13 protein-coding genes and 1 pseudogene are annotated in these 16,175 nt (G+C 48.5%); 8 read left to right on the plus strand and 6 right to left on the minus strand.

Annotated features, from left to right (window positions below; translation table 11 throughout):
- Positions 1-441: 441 nt before the first annotated feature.
- The 6 genes from EHO01S_RS17555 to EHO01S_RS10280 all read right to left on the minus strand — a co-directional run bounded on the left by EHO01S_RS17555 (position 442) and on the right by EHO01S_RS10280 (position 10,580).
- Positions 442-807, minus strand: a complete 366-nt coding sequence (locus EHO01S_RS17555) for a hypothetical protein (protein WP_232238239.1) — start codon at positions 805-807, stop codon at positions 442-444.
- Positions 808-1,300: 493 nt separating this feature from the next.
- Positions 1,301-4,339, minus strand: coding sequence for a type III restriction-modification system endonuclease (locus EHO01S_RS10260; RefSeq protein ID WP_197923099.1), 3,039 nt, complete (start codon positions 4,337-4,339; stop codon positions 1,301-1,303).
- Position 4,340: 1 nt separating this feature from the next.
- Positions 4,341-6,212, minus strand: coding sequence for a site-specific DNA-methyltransferase (locus tag EHO01S_RS10265; protein ID WP_071991012.1), 1,872 nt, complete (start codon positions 6,210-6,212; stop codon positions 4,341-4,343).
- A gap of 60 nt (positions 6,213-6,272) precedes the next feature.
- Positions 6,273-7,127, minus strand: a complete 855-nt coding sequence (locus EHO01S_RS10270; protein ID WP_001568524.1) for a DUF4391 domain-containing protein — start codon at positions 7,125-7,127, stop codon at positions 6,273-6,275.
- The gene (locus EHO01S_RS10275; RefSeq protein WP_024523874.1) at positions 7,120-10,386 is read right to left on the minus strand and encodes a helicase-related protein; all 3,267 of its coding nucleotides are present in this window, start codon (positions 10,384-10,386) and stop codon (positions 7,120-7,122) included. Before EHO01S_RS10275 ends, EHO01S_RS10270 begins: the two co-directional genes overlap by 8 nt.
- A gap of 14 nt (positions 10,387-10,400) precedes the next feature.
- Positions 10,401-10,580: a helix-turn-helix domain-containing protein gene (locus EHO01S_RS10280; RefSeq protein ID WP_001568522.1), complete on the minus strand. Its 180-nt coding sequence runs from the start codon at positions 10,578-10,580 to the stop codon at positions 10,401-10,403.
- 288 nt (positions 10,581-10,868) lie between these two features.
- On the opposite strand from EHO01S_RS10280, the pseudogene EHO01S_RS18865 reads away from it, so the two are divergent.
- From EHO01S_RS18865 to EHO01S_RS10315, 8 genes and pseudogenes are all read left to right on the plus strand, one after another.
- Positions 10,869-11,160: pseudogene (locus EHO01S_RS18865) on the plus strand (group II intron reverse transcriptase/maturase); the annotation flags it as partial.
- Between the two features lie 448 nt (positions 11,161-11,608).
- Positions 11,609-12,484, plus strand: a complete 876-nt coding sequence (locus tag EHO01S_RS10285) for a GTPase family protein (protein WP_024523875.1) — start codon at positions 11,609-11,611, stop codon at positions 12,482-12,484.
- 260 nt (positions 12,485-12,744) lie between these two features.
- On the plus strand, positions 12,745-13,458 hold the full coding sequence (locus tag EHO01S_RS10290; protein WP_021553286.1) for a helix-turn-helix transcriptional regulator: 714 nt from the start codon (positions 12,745-12,747) through the stop codon (positions 13,456-13,458).
- On the plus strand, positions 13,455-14,090 hold the full coding sequence (locus tag EHO01S_RS10295; RefSeq protein WP_024523876.1) for a hypothetical protein: 636 nt from the start codon (positions 13,455-13,457) through the stop codon (positions 14,088-14,090). Before EHO01S_RS10290 ends, EHO01S_RS10295 begins: the two co-directional genes overlap by 4 nt.
- Positions 14,091-14,125: 35 nt before the next feature.
- Positions 14,126-14,578 (plus strand): YfjS/YafY family lipoprotein, encoded by a 453-nt coding sequence (locus tag EHO01S_RS10300; RefSeq protein ID WP_024523877.1) that lies wholly within the window; start codon positions 14,126-14,128, stop codon positions 14,576-14,578.
- Positions 14,575-15,027, plus strand: a complete 453-nt coding sequence (locus EHO01S_RS10305) for a hypothetical protein (protein ID WP_000734138.1) — start codon at positions 14,575-14,577, stop codon at positions 15,025-15,027. Before EHO01S_RS10300 ends, EHO01S_RS10305 begins: the two co-directional genes overlap by 4 nt.
- 62 nt (positions 15,028-15,089) lie before the next feature.
- Positions 15,090-15,632 carry a DUF4339 domain-containing protein gene (locus EHO01S_RS10310; protein ID WP_001104018.1) on the plus strand — a complete coding sequence of 181 codons (543 nt, stop codon included), beginning with the start codon at positions 15,090-15,092 and terminating at the stop codon, positions 15,630-15,632.
- Between the two features lie 59 nt (positions 15,633-15,691).
- Complete coding sequence (locus EHO01S_RS10315; RefSeq protein WP_020837115.1) at positions 15,692-16,144, plus strand: IrmA family protein; 453 nt, start codon at positions 15,692-15,694, stop codon at positions 16,142-16,144.
- Positions 16,145-16,175: the final 31 nt, after the last annotated feature.

The following is a 16,175-nucleotide window of genomic DNA, read 5'->3' on the forward strand; positions in this document are numbered from 1 at the left end:
AGCATTAATATATTGAACATGGATACACTCGTTTTATCATTAGTTGTAATGATAACAGGCTTGTTCCCGAAGAGTTATTAACTTTCCATGGAAAGCTCATTGCTTCATGCATTATATCCATCTCCAGCAAAAATTGATTTACTCAGGATTAACTTCAGCTATATCCTTGACTGCTCCACTTCCCTGAAAACTGCAAATACGTGCTGGACTGCTACTCTCCAGATTATATCCAAGAGTTCGAAGAGCTGGTTCATCGTCAGAACCATCTGAGCAAACTCGAAATCAAAATTCACGAAGAAGGGGAACAGAATTTCGTCGTTAACCGTAAGTCACCCCGGAACGGGCCTTCTCTGCGGAGGAAGGCCATTTTACTTAAGGCATAAGCGGTAGAGTTGAGTGATAACCCTTCCATAATTTCATTTTCTAACACACTAATTTAATTTAGTGTGAATTTCCACTTTTAGTCATTATCGCTATCGCTTCATCGATAGTCGGTATTGTAAAGAGAGAATTCTCTCTACAATCCTTGCGAATAACCTTCCTGTTTTTTTGAACAGAAATGTTTTCGCACCAGGCTAATGTCCCGGTGAAATGCTTTTCTTCCATCCTCATATCTAGAAAAGCAAGTCGATCATTAAGGGATTGCATATCTTCAGTTACAGTAGAAGGACCTGATTCTAACAGTTCCAGACGGCTTTCCACATCAGCAACCTTGCCTTTAACCTGTGAGACGTCTTCTGCCAACTTTTCATGTCTGTGGATAGTATAAGCAAGTGCTCGTGAGTCTTGGGCGAATATCTCAGCCATTTGCGCTAAGGCAGATCCTTTCGCTTCTGGTGGAGGTGGGTATATATACCTAATGCTTAGTCAACGACAGTATGGCCTCATGGGATAACCATTTTTGAAAGTGCTCACCAGCTGCGCTTCGGTCGCTCGAAATGACTCAATACAAACCTAGTTGGAGCTATAACTTTCGCCGTAGGAATTAATGACCATTATTTGGCCAGCATCAACAGGCTGGCCATCTAAAGTAACAAGTCGTTTAGTTGCACGCTCTGGAAAGATAATATCCTTTGACTGCCTATCTTCTTCAATGTCCTTTAGTACCTTAGCCAAGGAGGTTTTCAATGTTCCATTGGGCGCATACAAAGAGCACACGCCGTCAATGCTATTAATTCTGGTAAAGTCTAACTACTCCACCAGTTTATTGATGCTGTAACAGTTCTCCAGATCCAGTCCAAGTTTCATTTCGACTTCTTTTTCAAATCGTTCATTTCAAAAAACTGTGCATTAACACAGCTCACGCATACCTACTTGAAAACTCGTCCATCGAATTAGATACCGTAAAATTCACCTCATCACCCAATGCTTCAAAGTGTGCATAACCACATTTGATTTTGGTATTTTCCTCCGGACGTCTTTCCACGGAGAAGAGCGTGCTTTTGGTTTCGACAACGAAGTAGAGTTTTTCCTTGCCATCCTTTTCGATTAGAACCGCCCAGTCGGGGTTATAGCCGCCTAATGGGGTATCGATTTTGAACCAACCAGGGAGTTTGGCGTAAAGTTTGATATCCTCGTTTCGCTCGAAGGCCGAAGCGAATTCCAATTCGATATCAGAGTCGTAAACCACGTGGTCGAAGACGGACTTCTCGACTTTAACCATGTTGTCTTTCAAGTAGCCAAATAACTCGTTCTGTTGGAATAACTCCTGAGCATAGAACTGATCATCACCAATCTTTTGGTACTTGATGCCGTCGACAATAAACAGGCGCATCTGACTTTTGATAATGTTGGCAGACTGCTCAATAAACTTCTGCGGGTTGTTCTTGAATGATTCCAGGCGGCCACTTTTGTTGATAATGGCAACTATAGTGCGGCGCGTCAGGTTGGTTTCATTCTGTAAATAAGTGATCAAATCGGGCAAATCGAACGCGCGGGATTCGTACACACGGGTTGTTTCCTGAACTTGTTGTGTATGCACTCCACTACGGTCTATTTCAGTCTTCGCCTTGCGGTAAGTGAAACGAGCCTTGCCCACCTGAAGGTTAACTTTGATCTCTTCGGCGCACTTTTCGATCAGCGCGTTGGTATCAAAGTCCACACGGAACGTGGTTTTGTATTTAATACGATCCCACAGCGCCTGGAACTCGGGGCTCAGATAGACCGCTTTGTTCAAGGAAACCTTAACTTTGTCATCACGATTCTTGATGTTCAGATTACCGGATACTTTTTTCAGTACCGACACAATCTGTGCTACATAGGGCTGAAATGCCTCAGGCAACGCCAGAGTACCATTCTTCAATGACGCCTTAAGGCTATCCTGCACTTTACCCTTGCTGTCAATATGGCCTTCGCTCTGCAAGTGTTCCCACAACTGCTTCGACGCCTCGGCACCTAAGTATTCGTGATTGTGGTCGTCAACCGGTACCACGATATTGGCAAACAGGTGCTTCTCGACCACGCCAAACTTGATGCCTTCCTCGTTTTCTATTTCCTTCTGCAATTGCTCTGCAAATTGCTCGTAGGATTCATTAGCCATCACAGTGAGGGTATTCACCGCAAAGCCATGCACCCGCTCGCCATCCTGATTCACACAAATGCGCAAGCCACGACCGATCTCCTGACGTTTTTTAATGACCGATGTGGTTTCGTTCAGGGTGCAAATCTGGAACACGTTGGGGTTGTCCCAGCCTTCCTTGAGCGCTGAATGGGAAAAAATGAATTTCAGTTTGCAATCAAAACTCAACAACCATTCCTTATCTTTCATAATGGTGTTGTAAGCACTGCCATCAGATTCGCTGCTTGCCGCCTTGCCATCTTTTCCAATTTTAGATTCTTTGAGCATTTCCTTGCCTGACGAATCTTTTTTCTTATCGATCGCAAAATAACCGTTATGCACGCCTTGTGCAGCTGTATCCAGATCGGCACCTTCAAATAACTGGCTGTACTTGGGTTTGCGAATGGCGCGATCGTATTCTTCCTCAAACATCAGGGCGAACTTACCCTTTTGCGGGTTACCGTTTTCGTCATACCAGCGGTAGTTGGCAACCTTATCGATAAAAAACAGGCTCAGCACCTTAATGCCCTGTGGGCGCAGGCGCATTTCTTTATCGAGATGCTCTTCAATGGTTTTGCGGATCTGCAGGCGTTTAAATTCATCCGGATCAACTTCTCCCAAGGCCTGACCTAGTTTCAGAATATCGGGCTTACTGGTAAAGCTGATGTATTCATTGCCCTGTTCGCAGTAGATGTCATCAATAATGTAGCCGTCATATACATCGCGGCCACCGCTGTACCTGGTATCCAGCAAATCAGCTCCGCTGGTCACCGTGACTTCCTTGCGCTTGATGCTGCCATTCTTCAGGCGAGCATCAATTTCGATTTTGGCACTGATCGGGCTTTTTTTATTGTTCACACTGACCAGCTTGATATAGGCCTTATTGTGGTAGTCCTTAACCTCAATGCCTGCCACTTCAATCTGCTTAACCAGTTTTTGCTCGTAGGCATCAACAGAGTCCAGCTTGTAGAGCATATGGTGCTTTTCCACATGGGTCGCCGAATAACGCAGTGTACACATGGGGTTAAGCGAGGCGATGGCTTCTTTACTCTTATCGGTGGTGTCAACGCTTTGAGGTTCATCGATAATCACAATCGGGTTGGTTTGCTGGATAAATTCAATCGGCTTGGCACCGGTCATGCGGTCGTGTGCGCGGTGAATAATGTTGGCTTTGTTCTCTTGCTCCGGGTCGGTAAAGCTTTTCCGGAATGCATCGATATTGATCACCATAATCTGTATATCAGGGCTGGTCGCAAAGTTACGCACATCCGACAGCTTACTGGAATCGTAAGTGAAATAGTCAAAGGCAACGTTTTCGTACAGCTCTTTAAAATGAGTCGCCGTAATTTCCAGTGACTTCTGCACACCTTCTTTAATGGCGATGGACGGCACCACAATAATAAACTTGGTAAAGCCATAGAGCCGGTTCATTTCGAACACTGTACGCAAGTAAACGTAAGTTTTACCAGTACCTGTTTCCATCTCCACCGTTAAGTGAATACCGTCTTTGGAGTCAAAAGTCTCCGAAGGAGCTAGGCCATTTTTCAGCTGTATTGTGCGGATATTGGCATGGATGTCTTCATCCAGCAGGCGTAGGCGGTTACCAATACCCAAGCTATCTTCCTTAGTACCATAAAACAGCGAGCCTTCCTCCCAGGATTGCAAAGGTGCCACCGTGAAATTGGTATGGCAGATTTCCTGACCAGCGAATACTCCCGTTACCGACTCAATCGCCTGACGCTGATAATCCAGATTGGCATCGAACTGAATCTTCATACTCATCTTACAGGCTCCTTACGTCTTCGATACCGGCCTGCTTGAGAATCTGTACCGCGTTGGTTTTTACCACGTCGTCGGCAAAACCGGCGTCTTTGAAGACTACGCGCATAATTTCTGGATTCAGTTCGTCTTTGAGCTTGGCAATGCCTTCCACCACGTCGAGGGTAATATCGTCCGACAGACAGATCATCAGCGCACCCATGCCGATATCAAAGACTTTATGACCCGCCACGCTATGTTCGGTAATCGGCAAGGTCAGATCCAGACCGTACTTCAGCAGCACCTCGTAGAGCACATCCTCTTCTTCACGACCATGTTTGATATTGGAAATCTGATCTTCCAGATCCTGCTCCGTCAGATCAAAGTCCAGCTCCCAAGGCTTAATATTGGTGGAGTCGAGCTTGAGTACTTTGAAGCCAAGGTCGCCTTGGTAGTCAGGATTTTCTTGTTTAATTTTGGCTGCCGCCCGGCGAATGCGTTCTTTGCTTATTTCAGCGATGGTTTTATAGCCTGATTTATACGCTTCGGAGCTCGCACTGATCAGCTCAGGAAGTTGAACCATAATGTATCGTCTAGACCCATTATCTTGAAGATTCAGATGGAGAACTGCTTGTGCAGACGAGCATGATCCGGAAAAGAAATCCAAATATATACCTGATTTGTCTGATTCGTCATTTATCTCAAATCCGAAGAAGAATTCTATTAGCGATGTAGGCTTTGGAAAACTAAATATATTGGGACCAAGCAGCTCCTCTACTTCTTTGGTACCCTCTTGGTTAAAGGGGCCATTTAAAAGTGAAAGAGGCTTTCCTTTCCTTTCATTACCTTGCTCGTCAATAAGATATACCTTATATCTCACACTGTAAGAGCCATCAGCCTTTTTCTTAATGACGACCTCATTATCTTCGATAGCTTTCAACAATCGTTCTTTTGCCCAGACCCACTGTTTCTTGGGCTTAATAATATCGCCATCATACTCAATGTCATATTGAAGGTTTTTCCTATCATCCATGCTTGTCGTCATAAGAGGCTGAGTAAAATAGCCACCTCTTGTGTTATATTTTTCGTCCTTCTTATTATAAGTTCCCCTTTGATCCTCAGATAACTTTGAAGATATATTTATCAATTCTGATTTTGAGTAACAGAGAATATACTCATGAACCTCGATAAACCCTTTAGTCTTGGCTCCAGCCCCATACTTATTTTTCCATGAGATAGAACCAACAAATCTCTCTTCACCAAATACCTCGTCACACATCAACTTAAGATTGTGATACTCATTATCATCTATTGAAATAAATATAATGCCATCATCCTTCAACAGGTTTCGAGCAAGCTTAAGACGAGGGTACATCATATTTAGCCAGTCTGTATGATAGCGCCCATTGGTCTCCGGGTTACTTGATAAGCTTCGACCGTCACCATCCACCTGACCGGTAATCTCTTTGTAATTTTTGATATTGTCTTTAAAGTTATCTTTATAAACAAAATCCTTACCGGTGTTATACGGTGGATCGATATAGATCATTTTTACTTTTTTATGATAGCTCTTTTGCAGCAGCTTCAGCACTTCAAGGTTGTCGCCTTCGATAAACAAGTTCTGAGTGGTATCCCAATCGACAGACTCTTCTTTGCAGGGGCGTAAGGTACCGGCACTTGGGGTTTGTGCCAGCATGCGGGCTTTGCTTTTGCCATTCCAGGTAAAGCTGTAACGCTCTTCACGGCCATCAATGTAGCCACCCAGCACTTCTTTTAAAGCATCAAAATCCACTTTACCTTCGGTAAATACCTCCGGAAATAGTTCTTTGAGTTTGCTGATATTGTCAGCGACTATGTCCATGCTTTTTGAGTCCACTTCTGGGATGACGTTTTTCACTGTATTTCCTCTTGATCCTTTTGCTTTCGGCTTATTTCAGCTTCTACTATTTCAATTCGTTTACAGGGTTTCTGCGATCTGCCTGAGCCGCTGTTCCTGTTGTTTAATCTGGGTATTCAACACAACCTGCTGGCTGAACTCGGCCTGTTTTATCTGAGCGCGTAGTTTTTTAATGTCCTGCTCGATTTGACGGTAATGTTGCAATTGTTGCCGCTGCTGCTCTGCAGCTTCGCCATTCACTAAACCATCCACCAAACAAAAGCGTCCACTGACTTCAGCACACTGAAGCGCTTGTACACGGCACATAAAGGCTTGGTAGAACTGCCAGAAATTACTGTGCGGCAAGCTGGTAAAGTTCAGGCTGTTAAAAAACGCTTGTTCACTTTGAGTTTTGCAGCCCAACCTTAGCCAAGGTGATAGCTGTAACTCTTCAATGACCCACTTGGCTTGATCCGCTCTGTTTATGCGCTTGTCCGCCAGGCAGATAGCCAGTTGTTCTTTGTCGGGTTGTTTTTCGCGAACATTTGAATCCGAATCGCTAGTGCCCTCTGTGCCTTTGTTTTCAGCGTGCACAAAGAAAATTACTAATGGGTAAGGTATCGCCCTGTTGATCAGCTGACCAATTCGTTCTGCACTTTTGGTAGTGCTTAATTCCACGTGCAGAAAGGCCAGCTCACCATAGTCGCGCAGGTCGTCACTAAAAGGCACAATATTGATAGTGCTGGGCTTTAGGGTGTAGAGCCAGCGGATTTTATCAACATCGTCCTTCAGAGCCTTTTTGTCTTTAGCGTCCAGGTCGGCGTGCTCCTGAAACATTTTTTTGAACAGAGGCTTATTGAGCACACAGCTATTGGGCACGTTCAAGCCTTCGAGAAAGGCTTCGAATTGTGGCAAGCCTAACCCCATATCAGACATCACGCTCTCCTTGACCTTCTGTTCCCTGAGTAACGGCTGTCAATATCAGGTAGGACACCACCATAAAGTCTTCAATGCCCTGACTGGAGGTGGCGGTAAGTACGGTACCACCTTTGACAAACAGGCTTTCAATGCCTTTTTCTTCGCTCTTCCCGGCAATGCTATCTACGGCGACGGTTAATAGGTGCTGAAAGTGGCTCATATCACGCCCGTGACGTGTCATGCGGTTAACTTCAGTGATGGCGGGTTGATCGGGCGCTTTGTGCTTAAAGGCTTCACGCTTGAGCAGATCGAGTATTTTTTTACTTTGGGTGAAGTTCAGCTCAACCACAGTGCTACCTCCGGCATCAGCGGTCACATAGATCAGGAAGTAAGGTGCCAGCGGATAATTATCATCTACCTGAACCGCTTTTTTACCGCTGCGGATATTCTTCAGGCAGAAGATGACGCCGGGTTTGATGCCATCGGCGACCATATCTTCGTCAATGCTGACGGCGGCATACAGGCCTAGCGGTGTTTGCTCCAGCGTTGCGAGACGGGCCTTATCGTTCATGTAGCCTGACAGATCCATGCGGAAGTCATTGAGGGTAAGGTCGGTAATGGATACACCGCCACTCATATCCTCCAGATCGACTACTGCGTCTTTGAGTTGCTGTAGTTGTCTGCGCCGATATTCAAGGTCATTCATGTCTTTGGCGTTTTCATCGATGACGTTCTCTTCGCCAGTTGCAGATATATCCAGCAACACCATACGCCCCGAGACACGCGCTTCCAGATTGATGTATTCATCCAGCTCCATGTTGGGCCAGAAGTTGATGAGCTGGATTTGCGTGTTTTTACTGCCAAGACGGTCAATACGGCCAAAACGCTGAATGATACGTACCGGATTCCAGTGAATGTCGTAGTTGATGAGCGTATCGCAATCCTGCAGGTTCTGCCCCTCACTGATGCAGTCGGTGGCTATCAGTAAATCCAGTTCGGTAGTGGCGGTTGGGTCTACTTTGCCGCGCTCTTTGGATACCGGAGAGAAGGCGGTCAGAATATTGTTGAGGTCAGAACCTAAGCCCGTCATGGTGGTTTTATTGGTACCGCCGCCCGTCACCAATGCACTGTGAATGCCCAGTTCGGAATGCGCCCAATGCGCCAGATGGACATACAGGTATTGAGCCGTGTCGGCGAACGCGGTAAAGACGATCATCTTTTTATTGCCAGGATTTAGCGGATTAGCCACCTTGCTGGCAATGGTTTTTTTAAGCAGCTCTAGCTTTGCATCACGGCCTACGTTCACACTTTGTGCTGTTTTGGCAATGTGGCTTAAAAACTCACGGTCGGCCTCCAGTTCCTGCCTAAAGCGGATGAGATCCATATCCTGCAGCAACACTTTGGTTTTGTTGCCTACCATGTAACTTTCCAGCTCCGTGGACTCCAACTCAAAGTCGTGGATATCTTCGATATTCAGCTCGGACAGTTCTTCTGATTCATGAGCATCTATTTTGGCCAACAGTCGGTCGACCTGCTGAGCAAGCTTTGTGGCCGTAAGCGTGAACGAATGAATTGAGCTTTCCATTCGCTTGAGTAAATTGACGCGCATGAGGTGAATCAGACTTTCTTCACGGTCTACCTGTTTGAACACGCCTTTACCTGCGCCTACGGCTTTATCGTAACGACGGGCGTATTCGGCTTTTTTAGCTTCGCGCACGAATTTCAGCGGAGAATAACCCGCTAGGGATAGCCGCCGGATGGTTTTGTTGACCTCTTTTAACGGCGGAAACTCGCCGGATGCATCAATGTCGGCATAGATGTTTTTCGGTGGCAAGCGAGTTGGGAAGCGGCCGATATCTTCGGTGCCGTAGTACTTTTCTATGTGTTTGCGGGAACGGGCAATGGTAACGATATCGAGCAGTTTGAAGTAGTCAAAGCTCATAATGTCGAGCAATGCTGCGGTGGTACGCTTTTCGACCGGCTCACTGACCCATTTGTTAAATTGCTTCTGGGCAAGCCGCAGAGTGGATTCAATATTTTTGATACCCTGTTCGGCAAAGGCATCATCCCGACCTTCAGTAATGAAGGCGACCTGATTTTTCAGATCGTTCATGCGGTTGTTGACCGGCGTTGCCGACAACATCAGCACCTTGGTTTTTACGCCTGAGCGGATAATGTCGTTCATCAGGTGCTCATAGCGGCTTTTACCTTCCGCCTTGCTCGGTGTATTACGGAAGTTGTGGGATTCGTCGATGACCACCAGGTCGTAATTAGCCCAGTTCACTGTCTCCAGATTGATTTCGCCCGAGTAGCCTTTCGGTCGAGTCAGATCGGTATGGTTCAGTACGTCGTAATTAAAGCGGTCAGTTGCGAGCAGGTTGCGCTTATCGTTGACCGTGTACATGGTCCAGTTGTCACGAAGCTTTTTCGGGCATAGAACAAGCACCCGATCGTTACGCAGTTCGTAGTATTTGATCACAGCCAAGGCTTCAAAGGTTTTACCCAAACCCACGCTGTCGGCAATGATGCAACCGTTGTGCTTTTCGAGCTTATCTATTGCACCCAGCACTCCGTCTTTCTGGAATTTGTAGAGTTTGCTCCAGACCAGGGTATCTTTAAAGCCGGTTTTACTGCGGATGATGTTGTCTTGGTCGATGTCTTCGAGGAAGTCTTTGAACAAATGAAATAACGTGAGGAAATAGATAAAATTGGCCGGTTGATCGACGGCAATTGCATCCAATTTGGCAATCAGATCATTCTTTATGTCACGAAGATTCTGTGCATCAGCCCAGACATTATCAAACCACGTCAAAAGCTGCCGGGTGCTCTCAAGGTCAGACAAGCCTATGTTCATGTGCAGGGAGTCGCAGCGCACGTCGCCAAGCCCAGTTGGACTGAGCGTGGCACTGCCGCTGATGGCAAAACTTTGCTCGGTAGCCCCAAGATGAATAATATTCTGCCCCGGCTGAGGCCTTACACTGGCTTTCACTTCAGCCTTGTTTGCCAGCCATTGCGAAAACTCACTGGCGATGCGTTTTTGTTGCAGCTGATTCAGCAGGCGAACGTCTGAATCAGAACCAACCAGGTTCTGCAGATTGGTCGAATCCCATTCGCTGAAAATAATCCTTGCAGACTCCAGCTGCTTCAACTCGTGCCTCAGCGAGGCAAAGCCATATAAGGTAAACAGGCTGGACAGAACAGAGAGCCTGGAACCAGAAAAGGAATGTTTTTTCAGTTCGATACCAACATGACCGCTAGTTTTGTTATCCAGTAACACCCCGAAATTCCCTATTATTGTCTGTCATTCTTTTGTTCTTCTCTCCACTTTTCGATGTCTTCACGCTTGAAACGCCAGGATGTGCCCACTTTGAAGGCAGGTATTTTCACTGACATTACCATACGGTAAACAGCTCGCTCGTTGAGCTTGAGGTACGACGCGACATGCTTGACGGTCATTATTTGCACACTCATTTGCGTTATCCGCACTCTGTTGAGGGTAATGTCTCAGTGTCGAAATAGTACAAGGTTGCCATCATACGTTCAACATTATCACCCGTTGTCAAGCAGATAGAAGCCATCCAGGTCAGGGGGAATGACTAGGAATTACTCCCCAAGGGTAGCGTACGTCTACACACATCAAATTACCTCCCGGACAGGGACATAGTAGAAATATTGTGTATTGCAATTATGGATACTGTCATCGTCTAGGTAGTTCGCCAGCTTTATAGTGTTTTACTGAATTTGGCCACCTGAGCAGAGGTGATATGGGAGAGTGATTTTCATACGCTCTCGTATGGTTTCCGGCCTGAATGCAGTGTTCATCACGCGATCCGCACGGTGAAATTACAGCTCACAGACTGTGGGGAAACCCGTGGCGCTGGGTGATTGAAGACGACCTGTCCAGTTACTTCGACACCGTACACCATCGACTGCTGATGAAAGCCGTACGCCGCAGGATCAGTGACGCACGTTTTATGGCCCTCCTGTGGAAAACCATCAAGGCGGGCACATCGAGGTCGGTCTCTTTCGGGCGGTAAGTGACGCCGCGCCAGCTGACGTTGCCACGAATATTCGCCAATACGCTGCCAGACTTCGGTATGAAAGCGCAGAATCAATGACCGGTAATCGGCCATGCTTTCGCGGTACGGCAGAGTCAACGTAAAGCAGAACACCACGAGTCGTGGGTAATGGTCAACGGCCTGTTGCAGAAAGGCTCGTGTATTTGTCGTGTCAGTCGAATTGCCGGAGACAATGGAGGGAGAATAAGGATTCATAACGGCGCTCTCAATGAACACTGGTGTGATGGACAGGAGTGTGATGTTGCAGGTGTGCTGCTCATCATCGATCCCATATCATTACGTTCGCTCACTAAGACGGAGTGCCTTTCGTCATTTAACCTGTCACAATCCAAATAATTTCAGACAGATATTATCTCCGTGAATCCCCCGCCTCCTTAACCGGAGCGCGGGGATTTTTCTTTTTCACGTTGAGAACTCTGTATGACTAAACCTCACGGCCTTCAGGCCCTTGAACAACCGCTGGCGTCGCTTCCCGATACGCTTCGCCAGCTTATTCTTGAACGTATTCAGAATCTCACCCACTATGAGCCGGTGATTGGTATCATGGGCAAAAGCGGTGCCGGTAAGTCTTCGCTCTGTAACGAACTCTTCCGGGGTGAGGTCTCCCCCGTCAGTGATGTGAACGCCTGTACCCGTGAAGTGCTGCGCTTCCGGCTGCGCAGCGGGCGTCACAGTCTGGTGATTGTTGATTTACCGGGTGTGGGAGAAAACGGGCAACGGGACCATGAATACCGTGCCCTGTACCGGCGTATGCTGCCGGAACTGGACCTGGTTCTGTGGGTCATTAAGTCCGATGACCGGGCGCTGTCGGTGGACGAGCAGTTCTGGCGCGGTGTGATGCAGCCTTACCAGCAGCAGGTGGTGTTCGTGATTAACCAGGCCGACAAAATAGAACCCAGCCATGAATGGGATACCCGTTCTGGTACTCCCTCAGCACAGCAACAGAAAAATCTTCAGGAAAAGCAGGTTGCCATTACCACGATGTTTAAGCCACATCACCCGGTCTGCGTGGTATCCGCATGTACCGGATGGGGCGTGGAGGATATGGTAGCAACCATGATGCGCTGTCTGCCGGACCGCGCCACCAGCCCAGTAGCGACACAGTTGCACGGGAGGCTCTGCACGGAGCCGGTAAAGTCGCAGGCCCGTGACGGCTTCGGTGAGGCGGTGGGGCGGGTGTTCGATACGGCAGAATCATCGTCATTCCTGCCTGCGCCGCTGAAGACGGTGATACGTACCGTGCGTGATGCTGTGGTGTCTGTAGCCCGCGCGGTCTGGGACTGGATCTTCTTCTGAATGAGTAAAAGGTCATCAGGACTGTAGTGAATGACTCTGTTTATTCACCGCCTGGTAGATGATTATTTCCAGGCAGACATAACCTGTCCTGACCAGCAAAAGATACCACCAGTCATAAGCGCGTCACCACTGCCGACGTTGCATCCACACAGTCTTCTTGCACCAGGCGTTTCGCTACGTATGACGGACACAACCTGTCAGTCCCATCCTTTACAGTAATACCTTCTTTATTAATGAATTACCCAACACGGAGATAATACATGTCTCAGGCTGAGCGTCGTTATGACCGCCTGTCTGTCCGGCTTTCTCTGATTATCAGCCGTCTGCTCGCGGGTGAAACGCTGAATATGCGCAAACTGGCCGCTGAGTTTGGCGTCTCGGAGCGTACCCTACATCGTGATTTCCGCGAGCGTCTGATTTATCTCGACCTCGAATATCAGGATGGCTGCTGCCGTCTGCTGACCGGAGGCCGTCAGGAGATTCGGGAGGAGGCCGCAATGCAGTTTGCCCGTCAGTCAGGCACTGGCGCGTTGTTTCCTGATATGGACCACCATCTGGTCAATTCATTGCTGAGCAGCAAGGACTCCTCGCCATGTCTTATCTGGCATCCGGGGGCATCCGTAACGTCTTCCCGCCCAGGCATCTTCACACGACTGGTCAGGGCGGTATCAGAAAACAGGAAGGTAACCCTGCTGGCTGACGGATGCCGTTGCGACAACCTTGCCCCCTACCGACTGATTTTCAGCGCCGGTGGGTGGTTTCTGGTGGGGGAACACCTTGCCCGGATAACCGTTTTTGCACTGCACACAGTTCACTCCGTGACGTTTCACGCGGAAACCTTCACACCAGACGGACATTTCACCCGCATTCTGTCACACCCGGATTTTTTACAGGCGTTACCTCATTTTCATGTTTTTCATTCACTACTCGCTGACGGCAGTTACGGGCAGCTTACCCATAAGGAACAGGCATGAAATTACTCACCTCGGCGGCGCTGGCCGCCAGCCTCTGCATTACCTCTGTGACCCCAGCCATCGCAGAAAATATCGTGGGTTCAGTTAAGGCCTGGCAGTACATGCAGGTTGATGGCTGGAAATCCGCTGATGGATACGATGATAACCGCATGCATAACGAGTTATACCAGGCGGTCGTTCTTGATAATTATCCCTGGACGAATCACTTTCTGCTTCGTAGCAGAGGCGGTAGTTCGCTTTATCTGGCAGACAAGAAAGCTAAAACTGTCAAATACATCGATATAAAACCTCGCGACGAGTATCCGTTACATCTTCAGGTAGTTTATCGGGGAACTGATGACGGGAGTGGCTGTTATTTCGCCATTGTAGATGACCGAATGGCAAACTACTGGACGATTGTTGAAGATCGTCTTCTCTATCAGGACCCACCTGTTGAAGACGTAGATGCGAAAGCTGCTGAGCTTAGAAAACAACTCACGCCGGAAGTCGTGATGATGGTGAAGGATAATTGTATTGACAAACAGCAGCAGGCTGCACTGGCAGCTAAGCGTTCTGAAAAAGATCGAGAGTTGCAACAGTGGGTAGCGAAACAGAGCCTGGCGGAATTATGTCGTCGTACCGGCAACTGCTGACCCGCTGAAAACAACCATAACAGGGAGTTTTTAACATGAATATATTTACTACGCGTCTGACGACCTCTCTGGTGGTCATCGGCACTCTGCTGCTCTCCGGCTGCGACAGCAAGGAAGATGCAGGCGTGAAGACGATTGCCCGATTTAAGGACCTGACTCCGCCGCCCTTCAGCGACGTGGTGGCGCATAAATCCGATATCGAGCAGGAATGGGTAAAAAAGGATGCCTTCGGCACACCGCTATACACGGTAATGAAAACTCGCCAGTCGCCGGAAGGCTGTGAGTCCGGCAGTTATTACTACATTGCTGATATGCAGCAGAAAACGGTGCAGCCGCTGATAGCAGCCCTGTGTCTCGCGGACAATATTACTCTGAGCTTCCTGATCGAGACCGACAGCTACACGGGTGAGAAATCGGTGGTGTATTCGCACGATGGCAAGGAAATGGGGAAACTCTTGCTGCCGGATAACCAGGAGAACCATCCATGAAGAAGCTGAAAGGTGTTATCTCTGCTGCAGTCCTGAGTCTGTATTTGCTGACACCGGCCCATGCTGATGGCGGTTTTCAGGGTGCCATCAAAGGCGGCATTCCGGCCTACACCCGCGATGTAAAACACAACAAACCCTTCTGGTGTAACCAGTACAAACTGGTGAGAAAGATGTGTGAAGTGGTTTCGCAATCGGAAAATGGGCGCGTTGCCATTGTCAGAATGGTCCCCACCGACTGGAAATGCCCCAACGGTATCTGGGGTGTGGTTGACCGTTCTAATGGTGACGCCATGGAGTTGGTCCCGACGGCGAAAATGTCCCTGGAGCAGTACTGCAGCAAGGCATTCAGTGCAGGTTTTGTCAAACCACAGAACAGGAAATCACTGGCCGACGTCGTGATGTACTACAACGGCAAGCCAGTCGGTTCTTTCGAATACATTGAAGAGTGAACTCCCAGCCTCAGGGAGAAGCTTCCCGTATTCATTTAACACATTAAAAATAAAGGAAAAGAATGAACTGGCATTATGAGAAAAATGGCGTGCGTCACGACAATGTGACCGAAGCCGACATAACCGAACGTATTCAGCGCGGGGAGCTGAATGCCTCAACGCTGGTATGGCAACAGGGCATGACGGAATGGCAGCCGCTGTCAGCCACGCCGCTGGCAGATGTCCTGAAACAATGTGCGGTTCCCCCCGCGCTGCCCGGCAATCGTATCCCCGGAAGCGTGGTCTGGACGCTGGCCTTTGCGCCCCTGATTGGGTATGCCTTGGAGATGTGGACGGCCGGGCTGAGCGGAATGGAATTTGAAGAGGCGTATGCCGCCGTGACGGAGGGGCAATACTGGTTTATCACACTGATACTGAATATTGCGCTGGGGTATCTGGATGAACGACGGCTCCGTAAATCCGGCGTTGATACCGCCGCCTTTGGCTGGCTGGCCTGGCTGGTTCCGTTTTATCTGTGGCGTCGGGCAAAAGCCCTCGGACAGAAACCGGCTTACTTCTGGGTCTGGCTGGTCACGCTGACAGTGACAGTCCTGGGCGCAGGATAACCGGCATCAGCGCTGTCCGGCCCGGATGAGCAGGCAAGTTAAATCAAGGAACAATATCAATGAACAACATGCTGAAAAGTGTTATTTCCGCTGCGACCCTGAGTCTGTGTCTGCTGACACCCGCTCATGCAGAAGAGCAACGTTATATCAGTATCCGCAATACGGACACTGTGTGGGTGCCTGGTAATATCTGTGTTTACCGGTTCCGCCTTGACAACGGCGGCAGCGGGGAAGGCTTCGGGCCACTGACCCTTTCCCTGCGCCTGAAAGACGAACAGGGTAATACACTGGCTGTGGGGGAGATGGGCGTTGAGCCGTTTGGCGACAGCGATGCCTCCCGAACTCAGGATGCCTCACTGGAACATGAATGTGTGGAAAACGTCAGTTCCGTCGAAATCATGAAGGCGACGGAAGCCTCTGAGGGTTACCAGACTGACCTGCCGCTGTCCGTGTTTGACCCGCAGTATTATCGTCCACTACCGGTGTCGGTTGCCGGAGGTAAGGCATCCTGATGCCATCATTACCCGGCTGTTCCAGCCCCTG

The sequence above is a fragment of the Edwardsiella hoshinae NBRC 105699 = ATCC 33379 genome, from assembly GCF_000474215.1.
GTDB classification, from domain to species: Bacteria; Pseudomonadota; Gammaproteobacteria; order Enterobacterales; family Enterobacteriaceae; genus Edwardsiella; species Edwardsiella hoshinae.

Coding starts and splice junctions, on each gene's coding strand:
- EHO01S_RS17555 (WP_232238239.1), bottom strand. CDS start 807: ATGGCTGAGATATTCGCCCAAGACTCACGAGCACTTGCTTATACTATC.
- EHO01S_RS10260 (WP_197923099.1), bottom strand. CDS start 4,339: ATGAGTATGAAGATTCAGTTCGATGCCAATCTGGATTATCAGCGTCAG.
- EHO01S_RS10270 (WP_001568524.1), bottom strand. CDS start 7,127: ATGTCTGATATGGGGTTAGGCTTGCCACAATTCGAAGCCTTTCTCGAA.
- EHO01S_RS10280 (WP_001568522.1), bottom strand. CDS start 10,580: ATGAGTGTGCAAATAATGACCGTCAAGCATGTCGCGTCGTACCTCAAG.
- EHO01S_RS10285 (WP_024523875.1), top strand. CDS start 11,609: ATGACTAAACCTCACGGCCTTCAGGCCCTTGAACAACCGCTGGCGTCG.
- EHO01S_RS10290 (WP_021553286.1), top strand. CDS start 12,745: ATGTCTCAGGCTGAGCGTCGTTATGACCGCCTGTCTGTCCGGCTTTCT.
- EHO01S_RS10295 (WP_024523876.1), top strand. CDS start 13,455: ATGAAATTACTCACCTCGGCGGCGCTGGCCGCCAGCCTCTGCATTACC.
- EHO01S_RS10300 (WP_024523877.1), top strand. CDS start 14,126: ATGAATATATTTACTACGCGTCTGACGACCTCTCTGGTGGTCATCGGC.
- EHO01S_RS10305 (WP_000734138.1), top strand. CDS start 14,575: ATGAAGAAGCTGAAAGGTGTTATCTCTGCTGCAGTCCTGAGTCTGTAT.
- EHO01S_RS10310 (WP_001104018.1), top strand. CDS start 15,090: ATGAACTGGCATTATGAGAAAAATGGCGTGCGTCACGACAATGTGACC.
- EHO01S_RS10315 (WP_020837115.1), top strand. CDS start 15,692: ATGAACAACATGCTGAAAAGTGTTATTTCCGCTGCGACCCTGAGTCTG.